Genomic DNA, 26,812 nt, shown 5'->3' on the forward strand with positions numbered 1-26,812 from the left:
CAGGGGTGTTACTCCCAGGTGACTTCTTCGAGACTCGGGCTGGCCTACTTCTTCAGAGACGGGAAGGGCCCGAAGACGCCGATGTAGCTCGCGGTGCCGGTCGCGCCGGTCTCGTTGACCTTGCCCGTGTCGGACTCACCATAGGGGTGTTGCACGGCGGCCATCAGGTAGCCGAATCCGTTCACGTCCGGCACCCAGTACGGAGAGGTGGTCTCCGCGCCATATGGAGTGGTCAGGATACGGGTGAGCTTGCCGGTAAGGGTGTTGAACGCCCAGATGGCGTCGTTCTGATGCGAGGAGGTGTCCTCGCCGATGATCAGCGTGTTGTACTTCGGCAGGTAGGTGACGTTGTCCGGGCTGGCCAGTCCGTTGACGCTGCACGTGTTGCCCGCGAACGGGCTGCCGGCCGGGTAGCTGGTCGTCACGCCGTGCACCAGCGGGTAGATGTTCAGCGGCGCGTACTGGGTAACGGTGGCACCACTCGCGGTGGTCCACGGGCCCACGTCCATCGCGAACACCGCGCCGCAGCGGTTCACCGAGCCCTGCAGGTGGGTGCCATCATCGGCGCCCGTGTTGGTCATCGGGCCCGTCACGTCGCTGATGGCCAGGTAGATGCGGTTCGTGTCCGGATCGAACGTGATGCCTTCCTCCTTGTTCATCTCCACCGAGGCGCCCAGGTACGCGGCGTAGCGGCGGGTCTCCAGACGGGAGGCGGCCTTCTCCATGCCCGTCTTCACTTGGAGGCACTCACCCAGCGTGAGGGTGAAGCCGGTCGGGCAGTTGCCGGTGGTGGCGTCCTTGTCGGCGACATCGAAGAGATCGGCAAAGGCGATGCGGGCCGTGCCAGCCGCTGGGTGCAGCAGGGCGCGGACCTCCGCGTTGGTGGCGTGGCCGAGGTTGATCCACTCGAGGTCGCCCGAGATGAGCTGGGTACCACGGGGGCTCGTCTGGTAGACGCGCATCGCGTACAGGGTGCCCGCGCTCAGGTCACCCGCGGTGTCCGAGACGAACATGGAGAGCGGCTCGCCGCTGCCGTCGCTGGTGAGCAGCACGGTCTTGCGGTCGGGCAGCACGTACGCCAGCTCCATGGAGTGCCGGCCCATGGCGTAGTGCTTGGCCAGGGTGGGGTTGCCGCTCGCGTCGAGGGTGACCTCGGTGGCGAAGCCGTGGAAGTACGGCGTGAACTTCTGGGTGAAGGTCGTCCACTCGGCGCTGTCCAGGCCGTCCGCGGCGTTGATGCCCCAGTACTTCGCGAAGGCCTTGAAGTTGCGGTAGTCGCCGCTGCTCGAGGCCGGCCAGTCCGTCAGCGAGAAGAAGGCGCGGGCATCGGCCGGATACTCCTCGGAGGACAGGTAGGTGTTCCACGGCGTGGTCGAGCCAGCGCACGTGGTCCACAGGCCATCCACGGGGGACAGGTCAACGGCGCGCGTCGACGCGGCGGACACCACGCCATTGCCCGCCTCCTGGGTGATGCGGGTGACGAACAGCGACGAGACGGGCGACTCGAACTGGCTCACCATGAAGACGTTGCCGCCCACCGGGAGCAGGGACGCGAAGTCCTGCGAGCTGGCGACCTCGATGACGCCACTGTCGTCCTTCATCGGCGTCCCGTTGGCTGTCGGGATGGTGCCAAAGCAGGTGGCGGCGTTCGTGTCGCTGCTCAAATCGCAGCTGTGACCCGTGCGCTCCTGCCCGCTGCGCAGGAGCGTGGTGAAGCCGAGGTTCCGCTCCTGGCCATTGAGGTTCACCTTGCCGGCCGCGCGCACCGCGTGCTTGTCGGCGTTGGTGACGGGGAAGCCAACGTCCGCGAAGGACAGCCAGCGGAAGCTCTCGCCCGGAGCACCCTCCTCACCCGGGGCCCCCGGAGCACCCTCCGCGCCGGGAGCGCCATCCGCACCCGGAGCGCCGGTGTCTCCCTTGGGACCCTGCGGGCCCTGTGCACCTGGCTGTCCGGTGTCACCCTTGGGGCCCTGCTGCGGGCTCTCACAACCGGCCAGTGCGCCGCTCACGAGCAGGGCACTGGTGGCGAGGCCCAGAATTCGACGTGCCATTTGGAACATCCTCTTGGAGGTGGAAGTGCCCGCGATACGGGGCGGCGCACATGGTGGGGGGGCCATGTGGCGTCCACTTGAGGATGTGGTGACGATTGCGTCCCGAGTGCGCGCACCCGCCTACGGGTTGCGCACGGGCGCAGGCTCCTCGGGCAGCGGGATGAACTCCGTCTCCTGCGGTACCGGGGCGAAGCGGCCGGCCTTCCAGTCCGCCTTCGCCTGCTCCAGCCGCTCCTTCGAGCTCGAGACGAAGTTCCAGAAGATGTAACGCGGACCGTCCATCGGCTCGCCACCGAGGAGCATCATTCGCGCCGGCGTGGTGGCCCGGAGGTCGATCTCGCTTCCCGGACGGAAGACGAGGAGCTCGCCCGCGCCAAACTCAACGCCGTCGATCTCCACCGAGCCTTCAGCGAGGTAGAGCCCGCGCTCCTCGTGCTCGGCCGGGAGCACGAGACCCGCGCCATCCTCCAGCGCCGCGTCCGCGTAGAACATGTCCGAGTGCGTCTGGACGGGCGAGCGCTTCCCGTACAGTGCTCCCGCGATGAGGTGCAGCCGCACGCCCTCGCCCTCGATGAAGGGCATGGTGTCGGAGGCATGGTGGATGAAGGCGGGCCCGGTCTCCTCGTGCTGCTTCGGGAGCGCCACCCAGGCCTGCATGCCGAAGAGCCGGCTGCCTGCCGCCCGAACCTCGGGGCCCGTGCGCTCGGAGTGCACGATGCCGCGTCCTGCCGTCATCCAGTTCACCTGGCCGGGCCGGATGGTCTGCACCGTCCCGAGGCTGTCGCGGTGGAGGACTTCCCCGTCGAAGAGGTACGTGACGGTGGACAGGCCGATGTGCGGATGCGGCCGCACGTCCAGCCCATGACCCGAGCGGAACACCGCGGGCCCCATCTGATCGAGGAAGATGAAGGGCCCCACCATCCGCCGCCGGGCCGAGGGCAGCGCCCGCCGCACCTCGAACCCGTCGCCGAGATCCCTCGTGCGGGTGACGATGAGCGTCTCCAGCGCGGGGTGCTGCAGCGTCTCCCTCGTTTCATCCCAGCTCATGTGGTGCTCCTTCCGGCGGGGCCGCTCCGCCTCATGTTGTCGGGCTCGATGCCAGCGTAGTGGGAATCATGGGGCCGTGCTCTGTCCCACGTTAGCCGCCAATGATGGGAAAGACCGTTCCATGGGTGGGAGAATGGACCTACGGGGAAGGCTTCCCCGAGGGGTTGTCGGGCCAGTGCTCACGCAGGAAGTCCACGAAGGCCATCACCTTGGGTGAGTGGTGCCGGGTGCTCGGGTAGACCGCGTGAACCGGGGCGCCAGACGAGTTCCAGTCCGGCAGGATGCGGCGCAGGCGTCCGGTCGTGAGGTCCTCGGAATAGTGGAGGGTGGGCAGGAGCGCGACCCCGGACCCCGCCAGCGTCAGCGCGTGCAACATGTCGGGCTCGTTCACCACGACGCGTGCGCGGACTGAGACGTCGACCGACTTGTTCCCGGAGTGCAGGGTCCAGACGTTCGCCTTCAGCCCCGCACCAAAGACCAGGCAGTCGTGCTTCTCGAGGTCCTTCGGGGTCTTGGGTACCCCCCGCTCCTGGAGGCAGCTCGGGGCCGCCACGACGATGCGCTCGATGTTCCCGAGCCGCCGGGCGATGAGCGAGGAGTCGACCAGCCGTCCGGCGCGCACGGCTAGGTCGAAGCCCTCCTCCATCAGGTCCACCGAGCGGTCCGTACACACCAGCTCGAGCTGCACCTCGGGGTAGCGCTTGAGGAACTCCGCGACGATGGGCCCGAGGAAGCTGAAGGTGAGCGGTGCCGTCACGCGGAGCAAGCCGTGAGGCGCGGCCTGCATGCGCGTGACGGCCAGCTCGGCCTCCTCTGCCTCCGCCACGATGCGAGCGCAGTGCTCGTAGTAGGCCTGCCCCACTTCCGTGAGGCGCAGCTTGCGTGTCGTGCGCTGCAGGAGCTGCGCGCCTACTCGCTCCTCGAGTTCGGACACCTTCCGGCTGACGGTGGACTTGGGCATCTGTAGCCCGCGCGCCGCCGCCGTGAAGCTGCCGGCCTGCACTACCTTGGCGAAGACGAGGAGCTCGTTGAGGTCCATGTCGATTCTCAGTCCTGCGTTTGTTCCAGGGGTGGAACAGTTCTTCCAATCCGCCCCATCTAATCAGGGTCGCTGTCCACCGCTACCTTCCTCCTCGTCAACAACACCTCACCGACAAGGAAGACGAACATGGCTCGCGGAACCTGGAACATCGACCTGACCCACTCTGGCATCCACTTCACCGTCCGCCACATGGTGATCTCCAAGGTGCGTGGCAGCTTCCGGAAGTTCAGCGGCGCCGTGTCGCTGGACGAGCAGGACCCCACCGGCTCGTCTGTCTCCGTGCAGATCGACACGGCGAGCATCGACACTGGCGTTCAGCAGCGCGACGACCATCTCCGCTCGCCGGACTTCTTCGATGTGGCGAAGTTCCCCGCCCTCTCCTTCCAGAGCACGAAGGTGGAGAAGTCCTCGGGCGGCGGCCTCCGGGTCACCGGGAACCTGACCATCCGTGACGTCACCCGCGAGGTCGTGCTCGAGGCCGAGCAGCTCGGTATCGGCAAGGACCCCTGGGGCAACATCAAGGCGGCCTTCGAGGCGAAGACCACCATCGACCGCCGGGACTTTGGTCTGCAGTGGAACCAGGCGCTCGAGGCGGGTGGCGTCCTCGTCGGCGAGAAGGTGGAGATCGCCCTCGAGGTCCAGGCGGTCAAGGCCCAGAGCACCGAGAAGGCGGCCTGAGCATCAAGTAGAGACCGGGGGCGCTGACGAGGGCGCCCCCCTGTCTTCACGGGGCCGTACGGACCCCATCCCAGGAGGCCTCATGAGCATCGATTCTCAGACCGAGCAGCGCGGTGCGTTCCGTCAGGTCGTTCGCGCTGGCGCCCATACCTTCCACGCCGACGTCTCCACCGCCCAGGGTGGCCAGGACTCCGCTCCGGGGCCCCACGACTACTTCGACGCCTCGTTGGCCGCCTGCAAGGCGCTGACGGCTACCTGGTATGCGAAGCGGCACGGGATTGCCCTGGAGCGCGTGGAGACCCATGTCGAGCGCGACGACTCGCGGGAGCGGCAGGGCACCTACGCGCTCCGGGTGAAGCTCGCGTTCCACGGCGAGCTGTCTCAGGAGGACAAGCAGCGGCTCTACAACGCTGTCGCTCAATGCCCCATTCACAAGCTCATGACCTCGAGCACCATCGAGGTCGTGACCGAGCCCCTCGAAGGTTGAGGGAACGGGTCGCAGGGGCCTGCCGCGGGGCCCGGTGATGGGAGGGTCTTCACCCCCCTCACTTGTCATCATGACAAGTGTAGTTGATTTTATCCTACATATTCAAATGTCTACACTTGTCATGATGACAAGTGAGCCGCCCCGGCTGGAAGCGGTCTGCTTCGCGCCCGGAAAAGGTCTTGTGTTCAAGCGGGGTTGGGCGCGCTGGACGGGCGCTCTAAGATGCCGGACCGCATGGCCCCCCCCAATCGCCGTTCCTCCCGCCAGCCCTCGTCCTCAGAGCCAATGCCGGCTCCGGAGGACAGTACCCGCATCAAGTCCGCCAGCGCGGTGCGCCGCAATGCTCCTCGAGAGGAGGAGTTTGGGGCCGCCGAGGATGAGGCCTACCCGCCCAACGATGACACCGGCGACCAGGGGTACGACGACGAGGGCACGCCGACGCCCGGCGGCATGGAGGATGATGACGAGAACCCGGACGCCACGCGCGCCGGTCCTCCTCTGACGCTGGAGATCATCGAGGGCCCGGACCAGGGCCGGAAGAAGCGCTTCAAGAGTGTCCGCATGGTCATCGGACGGGGCCAGGACTGCGACCTGATGCTCCTGGACCAGTCCGTGTCGCGCCGCCACGTGGAGCTGGTGTACGGCGGCGAGAGCGGGGTGATGCTGCGCGACCTGGTCAGCGGCAACGGCACCCGGGTGAACGACGAGCGCGTGGACGAGTGCAAGCTCAAGCACGACGACGTCATCGCCATCGGCCGCACGAGGCTGCGCTTCGTCGACGAGCAGGAGCGCATCAAGCAGATGCGCCTCGCGACCGAGGAGGCGGAGCGCAAGGAGAAGGAGGAGGCCGAGCGCAAGGCCAAGGAGAAGGGGGAGGCCGCCAAGAAAAAGGCCGCCGAGGCCGCTGCCGCGGACACCGAGGACAAGGCTGGCGGTAGCGAGGGTGGGCCCGACCCCGAGGCGGACAGGAAGACGCAGGTGCGCGCCATCAAGGACATCCCGCCGCGCCGCGCCCCACCTCCTCGCACCAACGTGGGGCTCCTGGCGGCGGCCGCGCTGGTGTTGCTGATCGCCCTCATCGGCGGCGGCGTGCTCTTCATCAAGCGGGGCCCGCCGCCCCCTCCACCTTCCAACCCGAAGGAGGCGCTGGCCCGGAAAACGATGGACGGGGCGCGCACCTCCTTCAAGAACGGCGACTATGCGGAGGCGGTGAAGCTGGCCGAGGAGGCCGAGTCCCTCTTCCCGGAGCTGCCCACCGACGGCTTCCTGGAGACGGCGCGCAAGGAGCTATCCATCGTGCAGGCTTTCGAGCAGGTGCGCCTGCTGGCCGCCGAGAGCAAGCTCGAGGAGGCGCGCGAGCTGCTCGCCAAGACGCCGCACGGCGTCGTGAAGACGGAGGAGATGCGGGAGAAGCTCGACACCGAGCTGGCCTCGGCGGAGGTCGCCTGGCTGGTGAAGCAGGTGGAGATGGCGCTGGAAGCCCGCGACGTGGAAGGGGCCCGCACGCTCATCCGCCAGCTCCCCCTCGAGCGCCAGCCGCTCTACCAGAGTCAGGTGGATGAGCTGAAGGCGCAGCTCGAACAGGAGGATGCGGACGCGGCCTCCCAGGATCGAGCCGCGAGGGCTGCCGCGGCCCGCCGTGCCAAGGAGCAGCGCGCGGCGTTCATCGCTACGGCCTTCTCCGCGGTGGAGACGCGCTTCAACGCGGGGGACTACTCGCGCGCGGCGCTTGAGTGCGACCGGGTCATTGACGCGAACTCGGATGACAAGGAGATCCGCGATCGGGCGAAGCAGCTCAAGAAGCTCCTGCCCCAGTTCGCGCGCGTCTACCAGGATGCGCAGCGCAAGGTGCAGGCCAACGCGCTGGAGTCCGCGGCGCGCCCGCTGCGCTCGGCGGCGGAGCTGTACCGGCAGATTGGCTTCAATGGGCCCGTTGGGGAGACGCTCAACGGCCAGCTCGCGGCCTCCGCTGTTGTCGCAGGCAAGGCGGCCCTGGCTCGCAAGGACCTGGCCGCTGCCAACGGCTTCTTCAACGACGCCCTGCGCCTGCGCCCGGATGACACCAGAGCCCAGGAGGGTCTGGAGGCCATCCAGGGCCGGCTGAATGACCTGTACAAGCAGGCCTACATCATGCGGGACCGGGAGCCCGAGGAGGCCGCGGAGAGGTTCCGGCTGGTCTTCCAGCTCGCGGCAGAGGGCTCCGAGCTGAAGACGAAGGCAGAGGCACAACTCCTGGCACTTGAACAGCCATGAGTGGGGTAGGGTCGGCACTCATGGTTTGTGGAGGACAGGGATGAACGAGTCGTCATTGCGTGAACTGGGGATGGACCTGCTGGAGGACCGCCAGTTCGAGCGGGCGCTCGCGGTTTTTGCGGAGGCGGTGCGCCGGCTACCGGCGGATCATCGCTCGCGGATGCTGGCGGCGCGGTGTCTGTCGGAGCTGGGAGAGCGTGAGCGGGCAGTCACCGCCTACCACGCTTGTGCCGAGGGGCTGCTGCGGCGCGACTACCTGCTGTCCGCGATGGCCGCGTGCAAGCTGGGCTTGGAGCTGGCACCCCAGGAGCGGCGGCTGAGGGACACGCTGGTGCGGCTGCACGCGCGCGCGGCGCGCAACGTGGCCGGACGTGCCTCGGTGCCCCCGCCGCTGCCGCCGGAGACGCTCTATGACGGCAAGGTGGACACGGACCTGATGGGGTTGTCCGGCGAGGAGCTGAGCGACCGGGCCATCGAGGTGCTCGCCGCGCCGGATCCTGGCGGCACGGCCAACCCGAACGACCGGCCGCCCCTGCCGCTCTTCGCGGACCTGGAGCGTGACGCGTTCATCGACCTGGTGAGCCGCATGGGCTACCGCTCCATCCGTCCCGAGGAGGTGGTGAGCACCGAGGGCGCGGCCACGGACCGGCTGCACGTCATCGTCGCCGGCAAGGCCGAGGTGACGCGGAAGTCGGAGGGCGAGGAGCGGACGCTGGGCTTCCTTGGAGGTGGCTCCATCTTCGGAGAGCTGTCGTTGCTCACGGGCGCGCCGACCACGGCCACCGTGACCGCGGTGTCGGACATCGAGGTGTTCGAGATTCGCCGCGAGCACCTGAACGCGGTGGCCAAGAGCTTCCCTTCCATGCCGCAGGTGCTGGCCACCTTCGCGCAGAAGCGCATGGAGCGGAACCTGATGGCGACCTCGCCGCTGTTCCAGCCCATGTCCGAGTCCGAGCGCGCCGCGCTCCTGCAGCGCTTCACCTTCCGCGCCCTGCAGCCGGGGGAGAAGGTGCTGGTGGAGGGCGAGCACTCGCCGGGCCTCTTCCTGGTGCTGGCGGGCGAGCTGGTGGTGCAGAAGGAGGACCCGGCCGGTGGCACCGTGCGCCTGGGCATGCTGCGCGAGGGCGAGGTGGCGGGGGAGATCTCCCTGCTCACGGGCCTGCGCGCGACGGCCACGGTGGTGGCGGGGCGCAAGACGGCGACGTCCTTCCTGGAGCGCGCGGCCTTCCACGAGCTGGTGAAGACGTATCCGCACATCAAGAAGTACCTGGAGCAGCTCTCGGATCGCCGGCTGAAGCAGATTGGCGAGGCGCTGCGGCCCGCGGAGATCATCGACGCGGACGAGCTGCTGACGGAGAGCGACGGAACGGGAGCGGCCTGAGGGCTCGGGAGCGCGGCGAATGATGACCTTGTCGAGAGGCCAGGTGGTGGGGGCGGCACTGGCGCTGCTGGCCGCGGGCGCGGTGCTGGTCTTCTGGCCTCGGGAGGAGCCCGGGGTGAAGGAGGCCATCACGCGCAAGGTGGTGCAGATGACGGACGCCGCCGAGCGCAAGGACATGGCCGAGCTGATGGAGGGCGTGGCCGAGAACTTCCAGACGGGCGAGGGGTGGGACAAGCGTCAGGTGAAGGGCGTGCTGCTGGGCCAGGTGCTCCGGGGCAACTGGGTCCGCATCTTCGTGAAGGACCTGAACGTCACCGAGGTGAACCCCAGCCGGGGTGACGTGCAGATGAAGCTCATCTTCGGCCGCTCGCAGACGGATGAGCTCGAGACGCTGGCGCAGGACAGCGTGCTGAGCGCGTACCTAATTGAAGGCACGTTCGAGAAGCAGGACGACGGTGAGTGGCGCATCGTGCAGGCGAAACACCGCTCCCTGAGCCCCACCGAGCTCTTCTGACCGTCCCCCTCTCCCTCGCCCTCCGGGAGAGGGTCGGGGTGAGGGTGCCACGAACCCCAGGTTGAGCCCGTGTCAGCTCCCTCTCCCTCTGGGAGAGGGCTGGGGTGAGGGATTGCGCGGATGAGCCAGGTCCTCCTACTGTTGCAGCAGCGCCTCCGCCTCGGTCTTCCAGGCCTTGGCCATGGCGGGCTGGCCCTCGGTCACCAGGCGCTTCTCCACGTCGGTGGCCTTGACCTTGAGCATGTCGACGGGCGTCCCATTCAGCTGGGCGCGGCTCAGCCCGAAGAAGTAGTACTGGCAGCCCTTGGCGAACTCGCCCTTGGCGAAGAGCAGCTCCCCCATGGCCTTATAGGCCTCGGGCATGGCGCCCATGCCGTTCTCTGGGGCCACCTCCGTGAGCAGCGGCTGGGCGGCGTCATAGTCCTTGCGGACCAGCAACAGCGCCGCCTTGGCGTACTGCGCGCGCGCCATGCCTACGCCCTTTACCGCGAGGGCTCGGTCGTACGCCGCCATCGCGTCCTCCGAGCGCGCCAGCGCCTCCATCACCTGGCCCCGTGCCAGCCAGTACCGGTCGTCCCGCTCCAGGGCGCCCACCGTCTTTCCCTCGGGGGCCGGCACCTGCACGTCGCGGAAGACGGCCTCGTAGGCATCCAGCAGCGCCAGGGCACCCTCGCCATCCCCCGCCTGCTGCAGCGCCCGCGCGCCATCCAGGTAGAGCAGGGTGGCCGTGCGCCGCTTCGTCACCGCCTCTTGGAAGGCCGTGCGTGCGCTCGCGTCCTTCTTCTGCGCCAGCGCCCGTGCGCGGATGAAGAGGGCATGGTGCTCCTCCGGGGACGCGGCGAGCGCCTCTCCGGCCTCCTTCAGGGCCTCGTCCGCAGTGCCTTCCGTCAGCGCCAGCGCGGCTCGCACCGCGTGGGCACGGGCCTTGAGCGCTGGGGTGAGCTCGGCCTCGCGCGCCAGCACGTCTGACACCGTCTTGGTGGCCTCCTCCCGCCCCGTCCCCTGGTACAGCCGGGCGAGCGCCAGCGAGAGGCGCGCGCGCAGGTGGTCCGCGTTGGCGGCCGTGGCCTTCTTCAGCGCCTCGGCGGCCTGGCCGTACATGCCCTCGTCGAGCAGGGCCTCTCCATGGGCCACCGTGTAGCGCGGCTCGCGCCAGGCCGCCTCGCTGGCCCGGGCGAAGGCTTGCCGCGCATCCGACAGCCTTCCGCGCGCCAGCAGCGCCTGGGCTTCGGCCAGCGCCAGCTTGGGGCTCTTGGCGCCCTGTGTCTTCAAGTCCTCCAGGTACTTCTCCGCCTCCGCGGCCTTGCCCTCGGCCAGCAGCACCATCGCCCGGGTGCCGTAGCGCTCGCCCGAGCGCGAGTCCAACGCCTCGGCGCGTGCCAGGTGCTCGCGGGCCTTCGCCTCGGCCTCCGGTTGGCGGTGTTCCAGCCACAGCCGCATGTTGACGTCCGCCGCCAGCGCCCGGGCATCCCTCGCGTCCGCATCCAACTGGAAGAGGGCGTCCAGCTCTGTCAGTGCCTTGCGCAGGTCCGCCGGGTTGTCGCGCTGGGCCTGGAGCCGCGCCGCCTTCATCCGCGCGTCCACCTGCTGGCGCACCTGTCCCCGGTGCACCACGTACGTCACCGCGCCCGCCAGCAGCACCGCCACCGCGCCTATCTGCACCAGCGCGCTGGGCAGGCTCTCCCTCCTCCGCCCGTCCCTCGGTCCGCCGTTGCTTCCATTCGTCGCGGCCATGGAGGCTGCCTCCGGAACTGAAATTTGAATGGTTTCAGACGTTTATGAATGAGACGATGGGGTCGGCCGTAGATAGGCACGGCACCCCGGAGCGTCAACGCGGGGGGCCACCCGGGGCGGCGCGTGTGCCGCGGAGAGGACATCATCCATGGCGCTCTACACCCTGCTGGACGCGGCGGCGTTCAACCTGTTGGCGGAGGCCTACGGCCTGGGGCCGGTCCGCGAGTTCATCGGCATCCCCCAGGGCTCCATCAACTCCAACTACCGGCTGGTGACGGCCTCGGGCCGCTTCTTCGTCCGGCACACCACCGTGCGCTCGGCGGAGGTGCTGCGCTTCGAGGCGGAGCTGCTCTCGCTGCTCAACGAGTCCCACTGCCCCGCGCCTCGGCTCGTCTCCACGCGCGAGGGCGCGCCCTTCCTGGAGCTGGAGGGGGGACGGGTGAGTGTCTTCGCGTGGCTGGCAGGCGAGGAGCTCACCCGCGCGCAGCTCACCCCCGAGCACCTGGAGTCACTGGGCCTGGAGCTGGGCAAGCTGCACCGTGTCACGCTGTCCTTCAGCGGCTCGCGCCCCAACCCCTACGGCCCGGAGGTGGTGGGCGGCTGGCTGGAGGAGCTGGGGCGGCACCCGGACGCGGAGCTGTCCTCCATCGCCGGAGAGCTGCAGGGCTACCTGGCGCGGGCCGAGTCAGCGCGCGGAGGCCTGGAGCCGCGCGGCATCATCCACGCGGACCTCTTCATGGACAACGTGAAGTGGCTGGGGGACCGGGTGAGCGCCTTCTTCGACTTCGAGATGGCGTGCCGGGACTTCTACGCGCTGGACGTGGCCATCACCCTCAACGCGTGGTGCTTCGACAACGGCGCCTACCGGCCGGAGCTGTGCCGGGCGCTGCTGCGCGGCTACCAGGTGGAGCGCTCGCTGGTGCCGGTGGAGCGCGAGAGCCTCTTCGGCCACGCGCTCTTCGGTGCGGTGCGTTACACCGCCAGCCGCATCCGCGACTTCCACCTGTCCGGGCTGCCGCCTGACAAATTGGCACCCAAGGACTTCCGCACCTACCTGGCCCGCTCTCGGGCCCTCGCGCACATGGGGCCCGAGGGCCTGCGAGCGCTCACCGGGGTGTGAGCGCTCGGGCCTACCGGCTCAGAAGCCGGAGACGATGCGCCACTGCCCCTCTTCCTTCTGGAGGACCATCTGCTCCAGCTCGGAGTCGCGCTGGGGCTTGTCCAGCAGCGACGGCGCCCGCCAGGTGGCGTTCCAGTAGTAGATGACGGTGGCCACGCCGTTGGTCCTCACCTCCACCTTGCGGATGTCCATCTCCACCTTGGCGGATTCAATCCGAGAGAAGAGGGCGGGGAGCGTCTCAGACAGGTTGTCATAGGTGAAATCGTCCGAAGGGTCCTCGGTGCCGGCGTTGTCCCGGAAGGACTTGGAGACGAGCCCCTGGAGGGCCTTCGCGTCGCGCGCCTCGAGCGCCGCGCGGTAGCGCTCCATCACGTTGAGGATGGCGCGGGAGTCATTGGTGTCGGGAATCTGCGTGCCCGGAATGTTGCGGGGGCCGCAGGCCGCGAGCACCAGGAGGGCACAGACAAGCAACGGACGGACGTTCATGGTCGTGGAGTCTCCGTGAGGGGCAACCGCGCACGGGGAAATGCATTCCCCGTGCCGGGAGCGAGGGATTCAGCGGGTGGCTGGCGCGTCTATCGGAAAGCGTCGCGGGGCACCAGGGGGCCCCCGAAGTGTCGGTCCTCGAAGTCACACCGCTCGGCCCACTCGGAGGTGACAGCGCGGAAGGCGGGGCCGTAGTCGGGCAGGGCACCCACCTCGTGCCGCACCGTGCCGCAGTCCCCGGCCAGGTAGGCGGCCTGCACCTTCAGGCGGAGGGCCTCGCGGCGGAGGGCCTCGGGCAGCTCGCCCTCCAGGGCCCGGGTGAGGTGGGGCAGCGCCTCGGTGGGGGCGTCCACCTGGAGCAGGCGTCGGCCGAGCAGGTAGTGGAGGTAGGGGTCCTTGGGGGTGCTCTCCAGGGCGCTGGCGAGCTTCAACAGGCGCAGCTCCTCCTGGGTCTCCCGGAAGTAGGCCTGGATGGGGCCGGCGCGGGTCTCGGACTCGAGCGCGGCGAGCTTCACCTGGGCGGTGCGTGTCACCTCCGGGCTGGGAGCGAGCGCGAGCACCCGCTCCAGGAAGGTCCGGGCCTGCTCCTTGCTGCCCCGCTTGGACGCCGTGTCCGCCTGGGCCAGGGCCACCTCCGCCTCCAGGGAGGGCTGGCCCTTCACCTGCTCGGCGAGCGCGCCCAGCGCCTGGGTGGCCTCGTCCGGTCGGTCCATCCTGTCGAGCGCGGCGGCCTGGCCGAGCTGGAAGGAAGGCTCCTGGGGCTGGAGGCGGGCGGCGCGTTGGTAGAGCTCGAGGGCCTGCTGGGGATCGCTCGCGAGGTAGTCCCGGGCCTCCTCCTGGAGGAGGGCCACCTCGCGGGCGCAGGCGCGGGAGAAGAGGCTGCCGGTGCGGAAGCGCTGGAAGGCGCGGCTCACCGTGGCCTCGTCCAGGGGCAGCGAGTCCAGGTACGTCTCCCACTCGGTGGCGAGCGCGTCCAGGGGGCGGCCGTAGGCGGCCTGGAAGTCGGCGTGAGCGTAGAGGGCGCGCAGCTTGTCCGGGCCGTAGGTATCGGCCAGGTGGCGCAGGAATGAGCCCACCAGGGTGTACGCGCGTGCGGGGGCGGATTGGTAGAAGCCCTCGGGGCCCACCAGCTTGCGAATGTCCGGGGCCAGCTTCTGCCGGCGCATGCCCGCGGCCCACTGGTGCAGGGTGAGGTCTCCCTGGACGGGGTTGTCCGCGCCCACCGCCAGGCCCTCGATGACGCCCATCAGCGGCCAGACGCCCAGCCGGGTGGTGACGCGGAAGGGCGCGCTGCCCGCGGGGGCCGCCATCACGTGCGCCAGCTCGTGCTTGAGGACGGAGTGGGGGAAGTCGCGCCCGTTGATGTGAAGCTCCAGGCGCCAGGGCTTGGCGAACTGGGTGCGGCCGGCGCCCACCAGGGCCTGCTTCTCCTCGTCCGAGCGGTACAGCCAGACGCGGATGCGGCCCTCGGGGGCGGCGCCCAGGAAGCGCGCGAGCTGGGCGTGGCGGAACTCGATGTCTCTCGCCATCCGCTCCACCTTCTCGCGAGGCAGGCCGCGGGGGTAGATGAACTGGAAGTGCTTCGTGTCGCGCACCCCGCCGAGCCGTGCCAGCAGGGCCTCGTCCGTCATCCGCAGGCCCAGCTCCGTGCCATGCGCCTCGATGAGGATGACGGGGGCGAGCACCAGGCCGAGCAGCACGAGCGCTCCGGCGCGCAGGCGGGGGCGGCGCAGGCGGGCCTCGGCGACGTCCAGTGAGAGGACGGTGAGGGCGAGGACGGCGAGGGCGAGCAGCAGCGTCTCCAGCCGGAACCAGAGGAGGGCGGAGGAGATGGCGAGCGCCTCGTCATAGAGGGGGCCCGGCATGTGCCCGAGGAAGTGGTTGAAGGCGTAGACCTGGGGCCCGAAGACGATGGGCCAGGCGGTGGGTACCGCCGAGAGGAGGATGAGCCCCACGTAGAGGAGGACGGCGCGGCCCCAGCGGCGGGTGGCGAAGCCGCAGAAGACGCCCGCGACGGCGGACAGCACCGCGGAGGGGAGGGTGAGCAGGGGGTAGAAGCCCACCAGGGCGAAGGGGTCGCACCGGGTGCCGAGCAGGGCGTACAGGGTGGCGGCGAAGAAGGGCGGCACCAGGACGGCCAGGTTGATGAGCAGGGCGGGGGCGAGGGCCCTCCAGACCATGGGGGCCGGGTGGCTTGGGCGGGGTTCCGGCGCCTGCTCGGGGGGCTGTCCGGCGAGCAGGCGGCGCTCTTGGTGCACCGCGGCGATGCCTACCCCGCCACCGAGCAGGCCTACGGCGATGGAGAGGGTGAGGCTCAGCTCGAAGCCGGGCACCCCGAAGAGGGGGAGGAAGACGAGGGCCGAGCCGCCCACCGCCAGGGCCCCGGCGAGAACCAGGACCGGGGGGCGCCGGAGGAGGTTCGTGGCACGGAAGAGGACTTGCCGCATGGCCTTCTCCTATACTCCCCCCAGCATGGCCGAACAGAAGACAAGCGCTGAAATCCGCCAACATGCTCGAGCGCCCATCGAGCTGAAGGTGGACTACAAGAAGCTCAACTCGTTCTTCGCGGACTACACGAAGAACATCTCGAAGGGTGGCACCTTCATCAAGACGAAGAAGCCGCTGCCCATCGGGACGCGCTTCCTCTTCAAGCTCACCGTGCCCCAGCGCGAGGCCCCCTTCGAGCTGCTCGGCGAGGTGGTCTGGTCCAAGGGGGACGTCGAGGAGCCCGGCATGGGCATCCGCTTCATCTACAACGACGACCGCCAGCGCGGCGATTTCGAGGGTGTGGTGGAGCGGCTGATGGCGGACAGTCTCGGGACGCAGCTCACGGAGAAGCTGCTCAACAAGCAGCTCCACCCGGGGTGAGCCGGCGCTGGCCGCGCGGGCTGTGGGCCGTGCTGCTGCTGACGGCCTGGCAGGCGCCCGAGGCCAGGGACAGGCCATCCCCGCCCGTGGGTAGGGGTCGGAAGGTGATGGACGTGGATGCGAAGGACTACGTAGGACCCACGCTGCCGAGGGCGCGGGTGCTGCTCGAGGACACCTCGGGCGGAGTGCTCCGGGTGGACGTGGAGGTGGCCGCCACGCCGGAGGCGCGCACGCGTGGGCTGATGTGGCGCCCGGAGCTGCCCGCCGGGCAGGGGATGCTGTTCATCTTCCCCGCGGACGAGGTGCAGAGCTTCTGGATGCGCAACACGCTCATCCCGCTGGACATGCTCTTCATCAACTCGGCGGGGAAGCTCGTGGGCATCATCGAGAACGCCCAGCCGCGCACGCTCACGTCGCGCTCGGTGGGAGTGCCCGGGCGCTACGTGCTGGAGGTGCCCGGTGGTTGGTCTCGGGCTCACGGCGTTGCGCGCGGCAGCACCGTGCGATTCCAGGGCCTGGAGGCCATTCAGGTCATTCCCTGACAGTCCGGAGCACCTCAAGCAGGCGACCTCTCGTCACCGGGATGTGACGGAGTCCGCCCTTGCGGCAGCAGGATATTCGAATATTGTTATATCGTTATGTCCGCCGCCGTCTCCTCGCTGGATGTTCGTCAGGCCTCTCGGTTCTTCAAGGCGCTCGGGGACGAGACGCGCCTGCGCATCGTCGCGCTGCTCTCGCATGGGGAGCTGTGTGTCTGTCACTTCGAGTCGGCGCTGGGCCTGTCCCAGCCCAACGCGTCGCGGCAGCTTGGCGTGCTGCGCTCGGCCGGCATCGTCGAGTCGCGCCGGGAGGGAAGCTGGGTCTACTACCGGCTGGCTCCGCAACTGGACGAGTTCTGCAAGCAGCAGCTCAAAACGCTGGTCTCCGCGTTCGGCCGGCGCGAGGTGCTGAAGCAGGACGTGGAGCGCCTCCTGGCGGCGCGAGGCCCCGATTCATGCCGGTGAGGCCGCCTCGCCGCCCCCACTCTCCTGGAGCACCCTCACCCATGACCACCGCGGCCGCAACCTCCGACAGTGTCGTCGGGAAACTCTCGTTCATCGACCGGCTCCTGCCGGTGTGGATCTTCGCCGCCATGGCGCTCGGCATCGGGCTGGGGCGGGCCTTCCCGGACCTCGGCGCGAGGCTGGACACGGTGAAGCTGGACACGGTGTCGCTGCCCATCGCGCTCGGGCTGCTGTGGATGATGTACCCGGTGCTGGCGAAGGTGCGCTACGGCGAGCTGGGGCGGCTGCGCTCGCGAGGCCGGCTTTTTGGCGTCTCGCTCCTGCTCAATTGGGTGGTGGGGCCGCTGCTGATGTTCGCGCTGGCGTGGATGCTGCTGCCGGATCTGCCGCACTACCGCACGGGCCTCATCCTCATCGGCCTGGCGCGGTGCATCGCCATGGTGCTGGTGTGGAACATGCTCGCCTGCGGCAGCAACGAGCTGGCCGCCGTCCTGGTGGCGCTCAACTCCGTCTTCCAGATCCTCTTCTATTCGGTGCTCGGCTGGTTCTTCATCACCGTTGTCCCCGGCTGGCTCGGAGCCGAGGGGACTGCCTTCGATGTCTCCATGTGGAGCATCGCGAAGAGCGTGCTCATCTTCCTCGGAGTGCCGCTGGTGGCGGGGGCGCTGACCCGCATCGGGCTCACCCGGCTCAAGGGCGAGGCGTGGTACGAGACGAAGTTCCTCCCGCGCCTGGCACCCACCGCGCTGCTCGGGCTGCTCTACACCATCGTGCTGATGTTCGCGATGCAGGGGGAGAAGATCACCCGCCTGCCGCTGGACGTGGTGCGCATCTCCCTGCCGCTGCTGCTCTACTTCATCCTCATGTTCGCCTCCGCCTTCTTCCTCTCGCGGAAGCTGGGCTTCAGCTACGAGGAGACGGCCTCGTTGTCCTTCACGGCGGCAGGCAACAACTTCGAGCTGGCCATCGCAGTGGCGGTGGGCGTGTTCGGCATGGCCTCGGGCGAGGCGCTGGCGGGCGTGGTGGGGCCGCTCATCGAGGTACCCGCGCTCATCGCGCTCGTCTATCTGTCGCTGTGGCTGCGGCGCCGTCTCTTCCCGGAGGCGGAATCCACCTTGCTGCCCCGCCGCTTCAGTGACTCGAAGCAGGCCCCCACCCAGGAGAGAGCATGAAGACGGTCATCTTCGCCTGTGTTCACAACGCTGGCCGCTCGCAGATGGCGGCGGCCTTCTTCAACGCGCTGGCCGATCCCCGGAAGGCCCGGGGGGTCTCCGCGGGGACGCAGCCCGGGGAGCGCGTGCACCCGGAGGTCCAGGCCGCCATGTCGGAGATTGGCATCGACCTGTCGGGCGCGAAGCCCCAGCGCCTCACGGACGAGCTGGCCCAGGGCGCGCACTGGCTCATCACCATGGGCTGCGGCGAGGCTTGCCCGCACGTACCCGGGCTGAAGCGCGACGACTGGCCGCTGGAGGATCCCAAGGGCAAGCCGGTGGAGCGGGTGCGGCAGATTCGTGACGAGGTGCGCTCGCGCGTGTCGGCTTTCCTGGCCCGCGAGGGCTGGCTCGGGTAGGACCTGGAGGGGGCCACCCGCGTTGGCCACACCTCCGCGTTGTCTGGCTCGCTGCTGACGAGTTCGCTTCACCCCATGAGCCTGCCCCGATTTCGTGGCTCTCCCGCGGTTTGTGTGGCTCCTCCGGCCTGGCCCGCACCGATCACGAGCGCGTCCAGCGTCCGGGGGCTCATTGCTCACTCCGCTCGCGGGCTGCCCGCACGGACCTCGGGTCGTCCTCGAACCCCTTGCGAAGGAAGTCGTCGCCGTCCTCGAAGTCTTGAGCCGAGAGCCACAGCCGGAGCAGGTGCCGCTTTCGCTCGGGCTCCTCCCAGTCCTGGTACTCGGTACGCTTGTGCAGGATGACCGAGTTCTTCAGGAACTGGATGTCTCCGGGTTGGAAGTCCATGCCCAGGACCAGCGCCGGGTCGTTGGCCGTCTCCTCGTAGAGCTTGAGGACCTCGACCTGCTCAGGCGTGGGCGGGGGCACTCCCGGCAGCTCCTGGGCTCGGCGGATCCACCAGCTGATGAAGAAGGTGGAGAGGTGCACGCCGTCGTAGCGGCAGATGGGGTACTGGAAGAAGGGCGGCGTGCCCTCGGGCTCCGAGCCATGCAGGTGCCAGTACCAGTCCTCGAAGAGCAGGTGCATCAGGTCGGGTCGCTTGCGGAGCAGCTCGTTGAACACCCGGACCGAGCTGACCAGCTGGCTCACTCCCCCCTGCCGCGCGGGTTTCAGGCAGAGCAACCCGATGATGTCTGCGCCGTCGGTATGGAAGTCCTGTTCCGCCCGGGTCGTGTAGAGGCGGGTGGTGGGCTTCTTCGGATCCGCGCCCGTATCCCGGATGTGACACAGCGTCTCGCCCTGGCCATTCTGGGGGACCGGAGCGCCAAAATGCAGTCCGAGCAGCCAATAGAGCTTCGCGACCTCGTCGACGGTGTGGCCCTCGATCGGAACCCCGCGGACGAGGACGAAGCCACGGCCCCGGTGAATCTCTTCCCGGAGCCGGCTCAGCGTGGGCCTCAGCTCGGGCAGGGCGTGCGTGCCGCGCGTGATTTCTTCGCGCTCGAGCCCGCGCAGGCGGTGAAGGGTCCGGCGCAGCTCCTCACGCTCGCCCGGCGTCAACACGTGGATCCACTGCGTGCTGTTTCGGAGTGACGCCCCCTCCCAGGCGGCAGCAGAGTGGATGGGAGCGTCGGGTCGGTGGAGCATCGCATCCTCGATTTGTGTATCTGTGTGCACGCGTACACATAATGAAGGAAAGTCCTCCCGTCAATCAGGCGAGCGCTGGTTGCTCGGGAGGCCTCAGCGGGGACGGGGCTTGTTGCGGCTCTCCACGCGAGGGGTGGGGGGAGGCTCGGGCGGGAGCGGACAGCAGTCGGGGACGGCGGCGCGGACGCGCGCCGTGATGGCCTCGAGGGTGGCGAGGAACTTCATGGGGTCGAGCGAGTAGATGCGCTGGCGCCCCTGGGGGGTGACGCGGACGATGCCCGCGTCCTCGAGCACCTTGAGGTGCCGGGAGATGACCGAGCGCTCCTGGGGCAGGTGCGAGGCGATGGACGTCACGTCGCTGGCGCCGTGGAGCAGGAGCACCCGCAGGATTTCGAGGCGGGCACGCTCGGTGAGCGCTCGAAGGAAGTCGGAGTCGAGCACCTCCATGATGTCCTGGATGGCGCGTTGTCGGGTGCGCATGCGCAGGATTCTGTCATGAGTGGCCACTTCTTGCAGGGGAGGTACATCCCGGCCTGGGCGTCCACCTGCACGTAGATGCGCAGGAAGGACGGGGGCGGGTAGACGCCCGTCACCTCCGTGTGAAGCACCTGGCCCCGCAGGCAGCCCAGCGCCTCCTGGAAGGACAGCTCGGTGGACATGGGCACCCGTTGGTCATCCCAGAGTTGTGCGCCGGGTGAGCAAACGGCGCGAGGTATTCAGCGTAGTGGCCCTCATTGCACCCCTGCTGCGCGGCTGGCCGTGGAGCAGCAGGTGCTGAACCTGGGAACGAGGCCCTGGACGCCCGCGGGTGCGGTGCTGATGGGACCGCGGCACACAGAGTGGAAGGCGCACCCTGAAGCTGTGGAGCCAGGACGCTGGCTCCAGCGAGTTCTTCGACGGCGTGACATTCCCGTAGCTTCGACCGGGCGTCTACATGGCGGTCCTCACCTTGAGACAGGAACCACGGGCATTCCCTCGACGGAAGGCGAGTGCGAGATACGGATGGCCGGGTCGTCGACGCGCGTGCCGTCCCTCTTCACGCGGGTGCCGAGGATGACCTGGAAGGGGGGCTCGTCGATGGCGGGCGCGGCGCCGTAGGCCATGAAGTACTTCCCGTCCCCGAAGACCACGTCCTGGTCGACCTCGCGGACGAACAGGTCATCCGAGAGCAGGAAGCTGCGCGGATAGACTCGTCTCCCATCGGGCTTCACGAGGTTGCCCCGGACGGAGAAGCGGTCCGGCCCTAGCCGGCTCCAGGTGGCGAGCACCCGTTGTCCGTCGTAGGCGAGGGCGGGAAGGGTGTCTTCGTCCGGACCGGTGGAGATGGGAAAGCCATCGGGGTCTGGCACGCAGCCGTTGGACTTCACGAGCGTCCCGAAGATGTCCTGGGTGCCGTTGCGCGAGTCGGTCCAGGCGACGAAGAAGCCCTGCTTCGTCGCGACCATGTCCACGAAGGTCTGGCTGCCAGGCGTGTCCGAGAGGAGGAAACCGCCCGGGTCGAGCACGGTCCCATCGGACTTCACGCGGGAGGCGAGGATCTTCGTGGCGCCGAAGCGCGCATCGCTCCAGGCGACGAGGAAGCGGTTGTCGGACCAGGCCACCGGGACACCGAACGACGAGATGTGCGAGGCGGGAGACGAGATGACGATCTCCCGGGTGCTGAGGCCCCCGTCGTCGGTCGTCACGATGGCGGCGCGGATGCTCGGGGGGTCCAAGAAGCCAAAGTCGGCCCAGGCCACCAGGCACTTGCGCCAGGCGCAGGCGATGCCTGGCGACGAGGACGGGTCTCCCCGGATCTCCGCGAGCGCCAGGGGCGGGCCGTCCACCGTGCCATCGCGATTCACGCGGACCAGGTTCAGCGTGAACTCTCCCGGCCAGACGACGAGGAACTGCTTGCCATCGAAGGCGACAGCGGGACCTCCTGCCTGGACGGGAGGCTCGGGATTGAGCCGGATCGCCTCGGGGTCGAGCAACCTGCCATTCTTCGACACGCGCGCGGCATAGAGCTCGCCGGGCCGGCCCACGTCGCGCCAGACGACGAGGAACTGATTCCCATCCGTGGCCAGCGCGGCCCCGCTGGCGAAGGAAGGCATGGACCACGTGGGCACGGGGCTCGGTTTGCTACTGCCGCCATGCATCGCGGAGACGGTGCTCTCCCTCGCCTCTTCCTCTGGAGTCTCCGGCGCGACACCGCACGCGGCGATCGTGAGCGCTCCCAACCACAACCACCTCGAGACCCACCGTCGGGCCCTCGCCTCGGGATTCATCAGGTTCCCCCCCTTGTGGACATCGGAGACAAGCTTCGTCGCGCGGGGCGAGGGAACAACGTCCCTCAGGTGGGGCACGAGCGCGGGGTGGCGGACGGCACCAGTGTTCCACCGGGCGTCTCGGGCTCGCTTGCCCGGTGGGGGCGCGGCGGGGGCGAACCGGGTTGCTCGGCCCTGGCGGACGATGGCGCGAGAGCCTCGTGTGTTCTACTTCGCTCTTCCAGAAGAGAGGGCCCGTACCTTCCGGGCGATCTCCGCGTTCTCGTAGAGCCCACCGAAGTGCTCCGCCCCCGGCCCCAGGGCGAAGATCGGAACGAGCGAGCCCGTGTGCAGGCTCGTCCCGAACTCCAGCGCCAGCGCTCCGCTGGCGTCCTCCACGACACGCAATCCCCCCGTCTCATGGTCTCCGGCGACGAGCACGAGCGTGTCACCGCGCTCGCGCGCGAACTCCGCGACGACGCCCACCGTCTCGTCGAAGGAGCGCAGGCTGGTCATCAGGTCGGCCGCCGTGTTCGTATGACTCGCCCGGTCCGTGCCCTCGTGCTCCACGACGAGGAAGAAGCCATCCGGGTCCTTCGACAGGCGCTCCAATGCCCAGCGAGCCAGCTCGGGGAGCCGGGCCTCTGGGACGTCCACGTCGTTCCGCTGTGACGGGAAGGCGGCGAGCACCTTTGTCGAGGGGGCCGAAGCGAGCGCGGCGGGCTCGGTGATGAGAGACCAGCCGTGCTGGGCTGCGGCAGTGGGCAGGGCGGGCAGCCCATTCTTCCCGAACAACTCCGCGCCGCTACCCGCGAGGACGTCCACGCTGCTTCCGAGGAGCTGGCCGATGATGGCCGCCACGTTCTCCCGGCTGGCCGTGTGGACCGCGAAGGCCGCGGGCGTCGCGTCCCAGAAGACGGCCGTCGTCACCAGTCCAGTCGATCTTCCCTCGCCCTCCGCGAGCTCGAGGAGCGTTGTGCGCGGCTGTCCCTCGGAGTCCACGCCCAGCATCCGGTTGTTCGTCTTCACGCCGGTGGCCATCGCCGTCGCCGCAGCCGCCGAATCGGTGACCCGCGAGCTGGCGGAGCGGGTCGCCACCAGCCCCGTCACAGGAAAGCGGCCTGCCTGGAAGTCCTCGCCCCGGAGGAGTCTGGCCGCCGCGAAGTGAGAGGGGCCCATGCCGTCGCCCACCACGAGGACGATGTTCTTCGGGGTGGCTGAGCGGGCCTCGGGCGCGGCGGCCGGGAGCGAACGACAGGAGAGGGTGAGGAGGGCCAGGAGCCAGAGCGAGCGGGACATGGCGCGTTCTTTTCGCCGATGTGCCTCACAAAAACCAATTGAACGTTTTCCGGGGGTGGCAAAAATCCATTGATGGACCTGGATCCACGCTACCTAGAGGTCTTCTTCACCGTCTGCCGGGAGGGCGGCTTCGGCCGTGCCGCGGCGGCGATGCACCGGACGCAGCCTGCCATCAGCTACCAGATTCGGATGCTGGAGCAGCAATTGGGGACGCAGCTCGTCGAGCGCGGTCGGCGCGAGCTCCTGCTGACGCCCGATGGGAAGAGGCTGCGCGAGTTCTGCGAGCGCTTCTTCGGGGAGTTCGGCCGGCTGGCCGCGTCATTCTCGGAGGGCATCCCCACATACGAGGAGCCCCTGCAGATCGCGGCCGTGAGTGGTTTCGGCCGCTATGTCCTGTTCCCGCTCCTGAGCGAGCCGCGGTTCTCGGAGTTGCGCTACTCCCTGCGTTTCCCGACGGCCGAGGAGGTATTCGAGGCCCTGGAGGAGGGCACGTGCGACCTGGGCGTGGTCTACGTTCCCCGCGTCTCGCGGCTGCTGCGCGTGGAGCCCCTGCGGCGGGAGGAACTGGTGCTCATTGCTCCACCTGGGTTTGACGTCTCGGCGCGCGCGCTGCAGTCGGTGAAGGCCTACGAGTCCTTGCCCTTCATTACCTATGACGAGTGCGAGTACGTCTTCGGGCAGTGGTTCGACGTGCTGTTCGGGAAGCAACCCGCCACGATGCGCAGCGTGTTCCACTTCGAGGAGTTGGAGGAGGTGCTGGGTACCGTCGCGCTCGGTCGTGGTGTGTCCGTGGTACCGGACCACGTGGCGGCACACGCGGTGCAGCAGGGCCGCGTGAAGGTGCTGAGACCCACGTCACGCCGGGTGACCAATGCCATCTACGGGATGTTGCGGGCGGGCGCTGCTCCCCACCCCGGCGTGGAGCGGCTCATCGAGGCGCTTCGAGAGCGCCAGGCCCCCACGCGTGCTTCGAGGCGATGAACGTCAGCAGTCCTGGTTCGCGATGCCGGCCAGGGCTTCGATGAGCGTCTCCATCTCCCAATCGACGGATAACATGACCGCCTGCACACGCGCGTGGGCCTGCTTGTCGCTGGCGAGCAATCCTTTCGCGCGGCGTAGGGCTGCCGCGAGCGCCTCGGCGTCGAGCAGTCGGATCGTCCCCGCGAGTTCCTGGCAGAGGTGTTCGAACTTGCCGGGAGCGCCCGCCTTGAGCGCGGACCGCAGCGCTGGTCTGGCCTGCTCGAGCTCATGGAGCGTGAGTCGGGCCAGCGCCGCGCGTGCGTGCGGGTCGCCAGCCGCTCGTTGCTCCATCCTGGCGAGGCTGAAGTCGGGCGTCGGGGCGGTGGAGCTCCTGAGCGGCTCAGGGGGCTGGCGGGCTGGCTCCTGCTCCGGGGGCGCTGGCGGATTCGGCAGCTCGCGCGACGTCAGCCGCGCCATCATGCGAAACAGGACGTCCGGGTCGAAGGGTTTGCCGATGAAGTCGGTGAAGCCGGAGGCCTTGACTCTGCTCTGCTGCCAGAGCCGGGTGGATGCCGAGACGGCGATGATCGGGATCTGCCGGAGCCGCTCGTCTGGCAGTTGCCGGATGGTCCGTACCGCATCGTATCCGTCGAGCTCCGGCATATGCACATCCATGAGCACGAGGTCGTAGCCGCCCTCGAGAACCTGCTCGACGGCCAGCCGCCCGTTCTGGACCGCTTCGAACGCAATACCCCAACGCTCGAGCCATCGGGTGAGGACATAGGTGTTGACCTCTCTATCCTCGGCGATGAGCACACGCAGCCCTTGCAGCGCCTGCTCGGGGGGGGCGCTCCAGGGCGCCTGGGTGGGGACGTCCTCGCCAACCTTCAAGCTCAGGTCGAAAGAGAAGCTGGAGCCCTTTCCCACCACGCTCTCGACGGACATCCTGCTGCCATGCAGCTCGAGCAGCGTGCGGCTGATGGAGAGGCCAAGGCCTGTCCCTCCGTACTTCATCCCAACGTCGTAGTTTGCCTGGGTGTACTCCTCGAAGATGGCGGCCATCCGATCCGGAGAGATTCCGATCCCGGTGTCGGTCACCCGGAAGCCCACGCCGCACTCGTCACCGTCCAGTGAGCGGACGGTCACGGTGAGGGTGACCGAGCCCTTCTCCGTGAATTTGATCGCGTTGCTCGTGAGGTTCGTGAGGATCTGACCGAGCTTGACCGGGTCGCCCAGAAGACGGGCCGGCAGCCGTTCATCGACATCCGCGTGGAGCAGGAGCTTCTTCTCCTCGGCTCGGGCAGCCAGGCCGTTCACGGTGCCGCTGAGCAGCTCGCGCAGATCGAACGGCCGCTGCTCCAGCGAGAGCTTGCCTGCTTCGAGCTTGCTCCAATCGAGGATGTTGTTGACCAGCTCGAGCAGGTTGCCCGAGGACATCGCGAGGATTCGAAGGTACTCCTCCTGCTTCTCGGAGAGCCCTGTCATCCCCAGCAGCCGGGTGGCGGCGGTGATTGCGTTGAGTGGGTTGCGGATCTCATGGCTGAGCGTCGACAGGAGGGTGGCCTTGCTCTGGGCCAGCTGCTCGGCCTTCCGGCGCGCCATCAACAGCTCGCGTTCATAGAGCTTGCGCTCCGTTGCGTTGAAGAGGGTCGTCCGGTGATGGAGGGGCCTGCCCGCGGCATCCTTCTTCTGCACGGAATTGAGCAGGGTGGGGATCGTACGGCCGTTGGCACACACCAGGTCGAGCGCGATCTCCCGGACGAAGCCCTGCATCTGCAGGAGCGGCGCGTAGTGCGTCTCATGGAAGATGCGGCCGGCCATCGTGAGCAGCTCGTAGAACCGCTTGCGGCCGACCAGCTCCTCGCGCTGATAGCCGGTCCAGGAGAGGAAGGTCTGGTTGACCTTGACGATCAGCCCGTCGGGACGGGTCGAGATGTAGCCACACGGAGCATGCTCGTAGAGCTCCTCCGCTGACTCCTCGAGGTGTCCGTCATCGGGAGCGGTGTGCTCTTCGTCAACTCGCGACACGGTTCGCTCGGATGCCCAGGAATGTCTCCATTGCGGCGATGGTCTCCGCCGGAGCGCTGAGGTTCGGGCAGTGCCCGGTCGCCTTCATGAGCACCAGCTCGCTGCCCGCGAGGTGGCGGTGCACGTATTCTCCCACCACCTGCGCCGCGATGGGGTCGTTCGAACACTGGAGCACCAGGGAGCGTGTCCTGACCTTCGGCAGGTCGGCCCGGTTGTCGGAGAGGAAGGTGACGCGTGCGAAGTGCTTCGCGATCTCGGGGTGCGTGCGGCAGAAGCTGTTGGTGAGCTCTTCCCCGAGCTCGGGACGATCTGGATTGCCCATGATCACGGGCGCCATCGTGCTGGACCAGCCAAGGTAGTTCTCGTCGAGCGACTCCAGCATCTGCTCGATGTCCGTGAGTGAGAAGCCACCCGCATACTCACCCTCATTGAGGTAGCAGGGCGAGGGTCCGATGAGCACGAGCTTGTCGAAACGCTCCGGCTCCTTGAGCGCCGCCAGCACTCCGATCATCGCGCTCACGGAGTGACCGACGAAGACCACCTGCTCGAGGCGAAGCTCGTGGCAGATCTCCAGGACGTCATCGGCGTAACCCTGCAGCGTCCCATACCTGGTGCGGTCATACGCGGAAAGCTCCGAGCCGCCGGCCCCCACGTGATCGAACAGGACGGTGCGGTAGCCACCCTCGAAGGCGGGCGCGACGAAGCGCCACATGTTCTGATCACAGCCGAAGCCGTGCGAGAAGAGCATGGGCTGCCCGTCCGTGCCCCACACCTTGACGTTGTTCCTGGCGAGAGTACCCATGAGTCGCTCCATCGATGAGGTGGGATGAAGAGCAACGCGCGAGGATGGCATGC

At 68.5% G+C, this 26,812-nt stretch carries 24 protein-coding genes; 12 read left to right on the forward strand and 12 right to left on the reverse strand.

Features of this window, described 5'->3' with window-relative positions:
• Positions 1-44: 44 nt before the first annotated feature.
• From OV287_RS18165 to OV287_RS18175, 3 genes are all read right to left on the reverse strand, one after another.
• Positions 45-2,051, reverse strand: a complete 2,007-nt coding sequence (locus tag OV287_RS18165) for an alkaline phosphatase PhoX (protein WP_267535296.1) — start codon at positions 2,049-2,051, stop codon at positions 45-47.
• A gap of 120 nt (positions 2,052-2,171) precedes the next feature.
• A complete protein-coding gene (locus OV287_RS18170) occupies positions 2,172-3,098 on the reverse strand; it encodes a pirin family protein (RefSeq protein ID WP_267535297.1) in 927 nt (308 codons plus the stop codon).
• 139 nt (positions 3,099-3,237) lie between these two features.
• Positions 3,238-4,137: a LysR family transcriptional regulator gene (locus OV287_RS18175; protein ID WP_267535298.1), complete on the reverse strand. Its 900-nt coding sequence runs from the start codon at positions 4,135-4,137 to the stop codon at positions 3,238-3,240.
• A 129-nt stretch (positions 4,138-4,266) separates the two neighbouring features.
• Between OV287_RS18175 and OV287_RS18180 the strand changes: the two genes are divergently transcribed.
• The 5 genes from OV287_RS18180 to OV287_RS18200 all read left to right on the forward strand — a co-directional run bounded on the left by OV287_RS18180 (position 4,267) and on the right by OV287_RS18200 (position 9,453).
• A complete protein-coding gene (locus OV287_RS18180; RefSeq protein WP_267535299.1) occupies positions 4,267-4,818 on the forward strand; it encodes a YceI family protein in 552 nt (183 codons plus the stop codon).
• A gap of 82 nt (positions 4,819-4,900) precedes the next feature.
• Entirely contained in the window at positions 4,901-5,305 is a 405-nt protein-coding gene (locus tag OV287_RS18185) for an OsmC family protein (protein WP_267535300.1), read from the forward strand.
• Between the two features lie 234 nt (positions 5,306-5,539).
• On the forward strand, positions 5,540-7,558 hold the full coding sequence (locus OV287_RS18190) for an FHA domain-containing protein (protein ID WP_267535301.1): 2,019 nt from the start codon (positions 5,540-5,542) through the stop codon (positions 7,556-7,558).
• Between the two features lie 40 nt (positions 7,559-7,598).
• Entirely contained in the window at positions 7,599-8,939 is a 1,341-nt protein-coding gene (locus tag OV287_RS18195; protein WP_267535302.1) for a cyclic nucleotide-binding domain-containing protein, read from the forward strand.
• Between the two features lie 19 nt (positions 8,940-8,958).
• Positions 8,959-9,453: a hypothetical protein gene (locus OV287_RS18200; RefSeq protein WP_267535303.1), complete on the forward strand. Its 495-nt coding sequence runs from the start codon at positions 8,959-8,961 to the stop codon at positions 9,451-9,453.
• Between the two features lie 135 nt (positions 9,454-9,588).
• On the opposite strand, the gene OV287_RS18205 is transcribed toward OV287_RS18200, so the two are convergent.
• Positions 9,589-11,187, reverse strand: coding sequence for a tetratricopeptide repeat protein (locus tag OV287_RS18205; RefSeq protein WP_267535304.1), 1,599 nt, complete (start codon positions 11,185-11,187; stop codon positions 9,589-9,591).
• Between the two features lie 148 nt (positions 11,188-11,335).
• On the opposite strand from OV287_RS18205, the gene OV287_RS18210 reads away from it, so the two are divergent.
• Positions 11,336-12,307, forward strand: a complete 972-nt coding sequence (locus OV287_RS18210) for a homoserine kinase (RefSeq protein WP_267535305.1) — start codon at positions 11,336-11,338, stop codon at positions 12,305-12,307.
• 18 nt (positions 12,308-12,325) lie between these two features.
• On the opposite strand, the gene OV287_RS18215 is transcribed toward OV287_RS18210, so the two are convergent.
• Complete coding sequence (locus tag OV287_RS18215; RefSeq protein WP_267535306.1) at positions 12,326-12,793, reverse strand: nuclear transport factor 2 family protein; 468 nt, start codon at positions 12,791-12,793, stop codon at positions 12,326-12,328.
• 89 nt (positions 12,794-12,882) lie between these two features.
• Positions 12,883-15,240, reverse strand: coding sequence for a hypothetical protein (locus OV287_RS18220; RefSeq protein ID WP_267535307.1), 2,358 nt, complete (start codon positions 15,238-15,240; stop codon positions 12,883-12,885).
• Between OV287_RS18220 and OV287_RS18225 the strand changes: the two genes are divergently transcribed.
• The 5 genes from OV287_RS18225 to OV287_RS18245 all read left to right on the forward strand — a co-directional run bounded on the left by OV287_RS18225 (position 15,239) and on the right by OV287_RS18245 (position 18,235).
• Entirely contained in the window at positions 15,239-15,661 is a 423-nt protein-coding gene (locus OV287_RS18225) for a TIGR02266 family protein (RefSeq protein WP_308809612.1), read from the forward strand. The genes OV287_RS18220 and OV287_RS18225 overlap by 2 nt on opposite strands.
• A complete protein-coding gene (locus OV287_RS18230; RefSeq protein ID WP_267535308.1) occupies positions 15,658-16,203 on the forward strand; it encodes a DUF192 domain-containing protein in 546 nt (181 codons plus the stop codon). Before OV287_RS18225 ends, OV287_RS18230 begins: the two co-directional genes overlap by 4 nt.
• 96 nt (positions 16,204-16,299) lie before the next feature.
• On the forward strand, positions 16,300-16,665 hold the full coding sequence (locus tag OV287_RS18235; RefSeq protein ID WP_267535309.1) for an ArsR/SmtB family transcription factor: 366 nt from the start codon (positions 16,300-16,302) through the stop codon (positions 16,663-16,665).
• Positions 16,666-16,706: 41 nt separating this feature from the next.
• Complete coding sequence (arsB, locus tag OV287_RS18240; protein ID WP_267535310.1) at positions 16,707-17,837, forward strand: ACR3 family arsenite efflux transporter; 1,131 nt, start codon at positions 16,707-16,709, stop codon at positions 17,835-17,837.
• Positions 17,834-18,235 (forward strand): arsenate reductase ArsC, encoded by a 402-nt coding sequence (locus tag OV287_RS18245; protein WP_267535311.1) that lies wholly within the window; start codon positions 17,834-17,836, stop codon positions 18,233-18,235. The genes arsB and OV287_RS18245 overlap by 4 nt, the downstream gene beginning before the upstream one ends.
• A gap of 169 nt (positions 18,236-18,404) precedes the next feature.
• Here the strand turns inward: OV287_RS18245 and OV287_RS18250 are convergent, their stop codons facing one another.
• The 4 genes from OV287_RS18250 to OV287_RS18265 form a co-directional block, all read right to left on the reverse strand.
• Positions 18,405-19,424 (reverse strand): TauD/TfdA family dioxygenase, encoded by a 1,020-nt coding sequence (locus OV287_RS18250; RefSeq protein ID WP_267535312.1) that lies wholly within the window; start codon positions 19,422-19,424, stop codon positions 18,405-18,407.
• A gap of 93 nt (positions 19,425-19,517) precedes the next feature.
• Positions 19,518-19,904, reverse strand: a complete 387-nt coding sequence (locus OV287_RS18255) for an ArsR/SmtB family transcription factor (protein WP_267535313.1) — start codon at positions 19,902-19,904, stop codon at positions 19,518-19,520.
• Positions 19,905-20,368: 464 nt separating this feature from the next.
• Positions 20,369-21,643, reverse strand: coding sequence for a hypothetical protein (locus OV287_RS18260; protein ID WP_267535314.1), 1,275 nt, complete (start codon positions 21,641-21,643; stop codon positions 20,369-20,371).
• Positions 21,644-21,898: 255 nt separating this feature from the next.
• Positions 21,899-22,969: an alkaline phosphatase gene (locus OV287_RS18265; protein WP_267535315.1), complete on the reverse strand. Its 1,071-nt coding sequence runs from the start codon at positions 22,967-22,969 to the stop codon at positions 21,899-21,901.
• 72 nt (positions 22,970-23,041) lie between these two features.
• Between OV287_RS18265 and OV287_RS18270 the strand changes: the two genes are divergently transcribed.
• The gene (locus OV287_RS18270) at positions 23,042-23,950 is read left to right on the forward strand and encodes a LysR family transcriptional regulator (protein ID WP_267535316.1); all 909 of its coding nucleotides are present in this window, start codon (positions 23,042-23,044) and stop codon (positions 23,948-23,950) included.
• A gap of 3 nt (positions 23,951-23,953) precedes the next feature.
• Here the strand turns inward: OV287_RS18270 and OV287_RS18275 are convergent, their stop codons facing one another.
• On the reverse strand, positions 23,954-25,957 hold the full coding sequence (locus OV287_RS18275; protein WP_267535317.1) for a PAS domain-containing hybrid sensor histidine kinase/response regulator: 2,004 nt from the start codon (positions 25,955-25,957) through the stop codon (positions 23,954-23,956).
• Entirely contained in the window at positions 25,944-26,759 is an 816-nt protein-coding gene (locus tag OV287_RS18280) for an alpha/beta fold hydrolase (protein ID WP_267535318.1), read from the reverse strand. The genes OV287_RS18275 and OV287_RS18280 overlap by 14 nt, the downstream gene beginning before the upstream one ends.
• Positions 26,760-26,812: the final 53 nt, after the last annotated feature.

Origin of the sequence: Archangium lansingense (genome assembly GCF_026626635.1) — a bacterium.
Lineage (GTDB): Bacteria > Myxococcota > Myxococcia > Myxococcales > Myxococcaceae > Archangium > Archangium lansingense.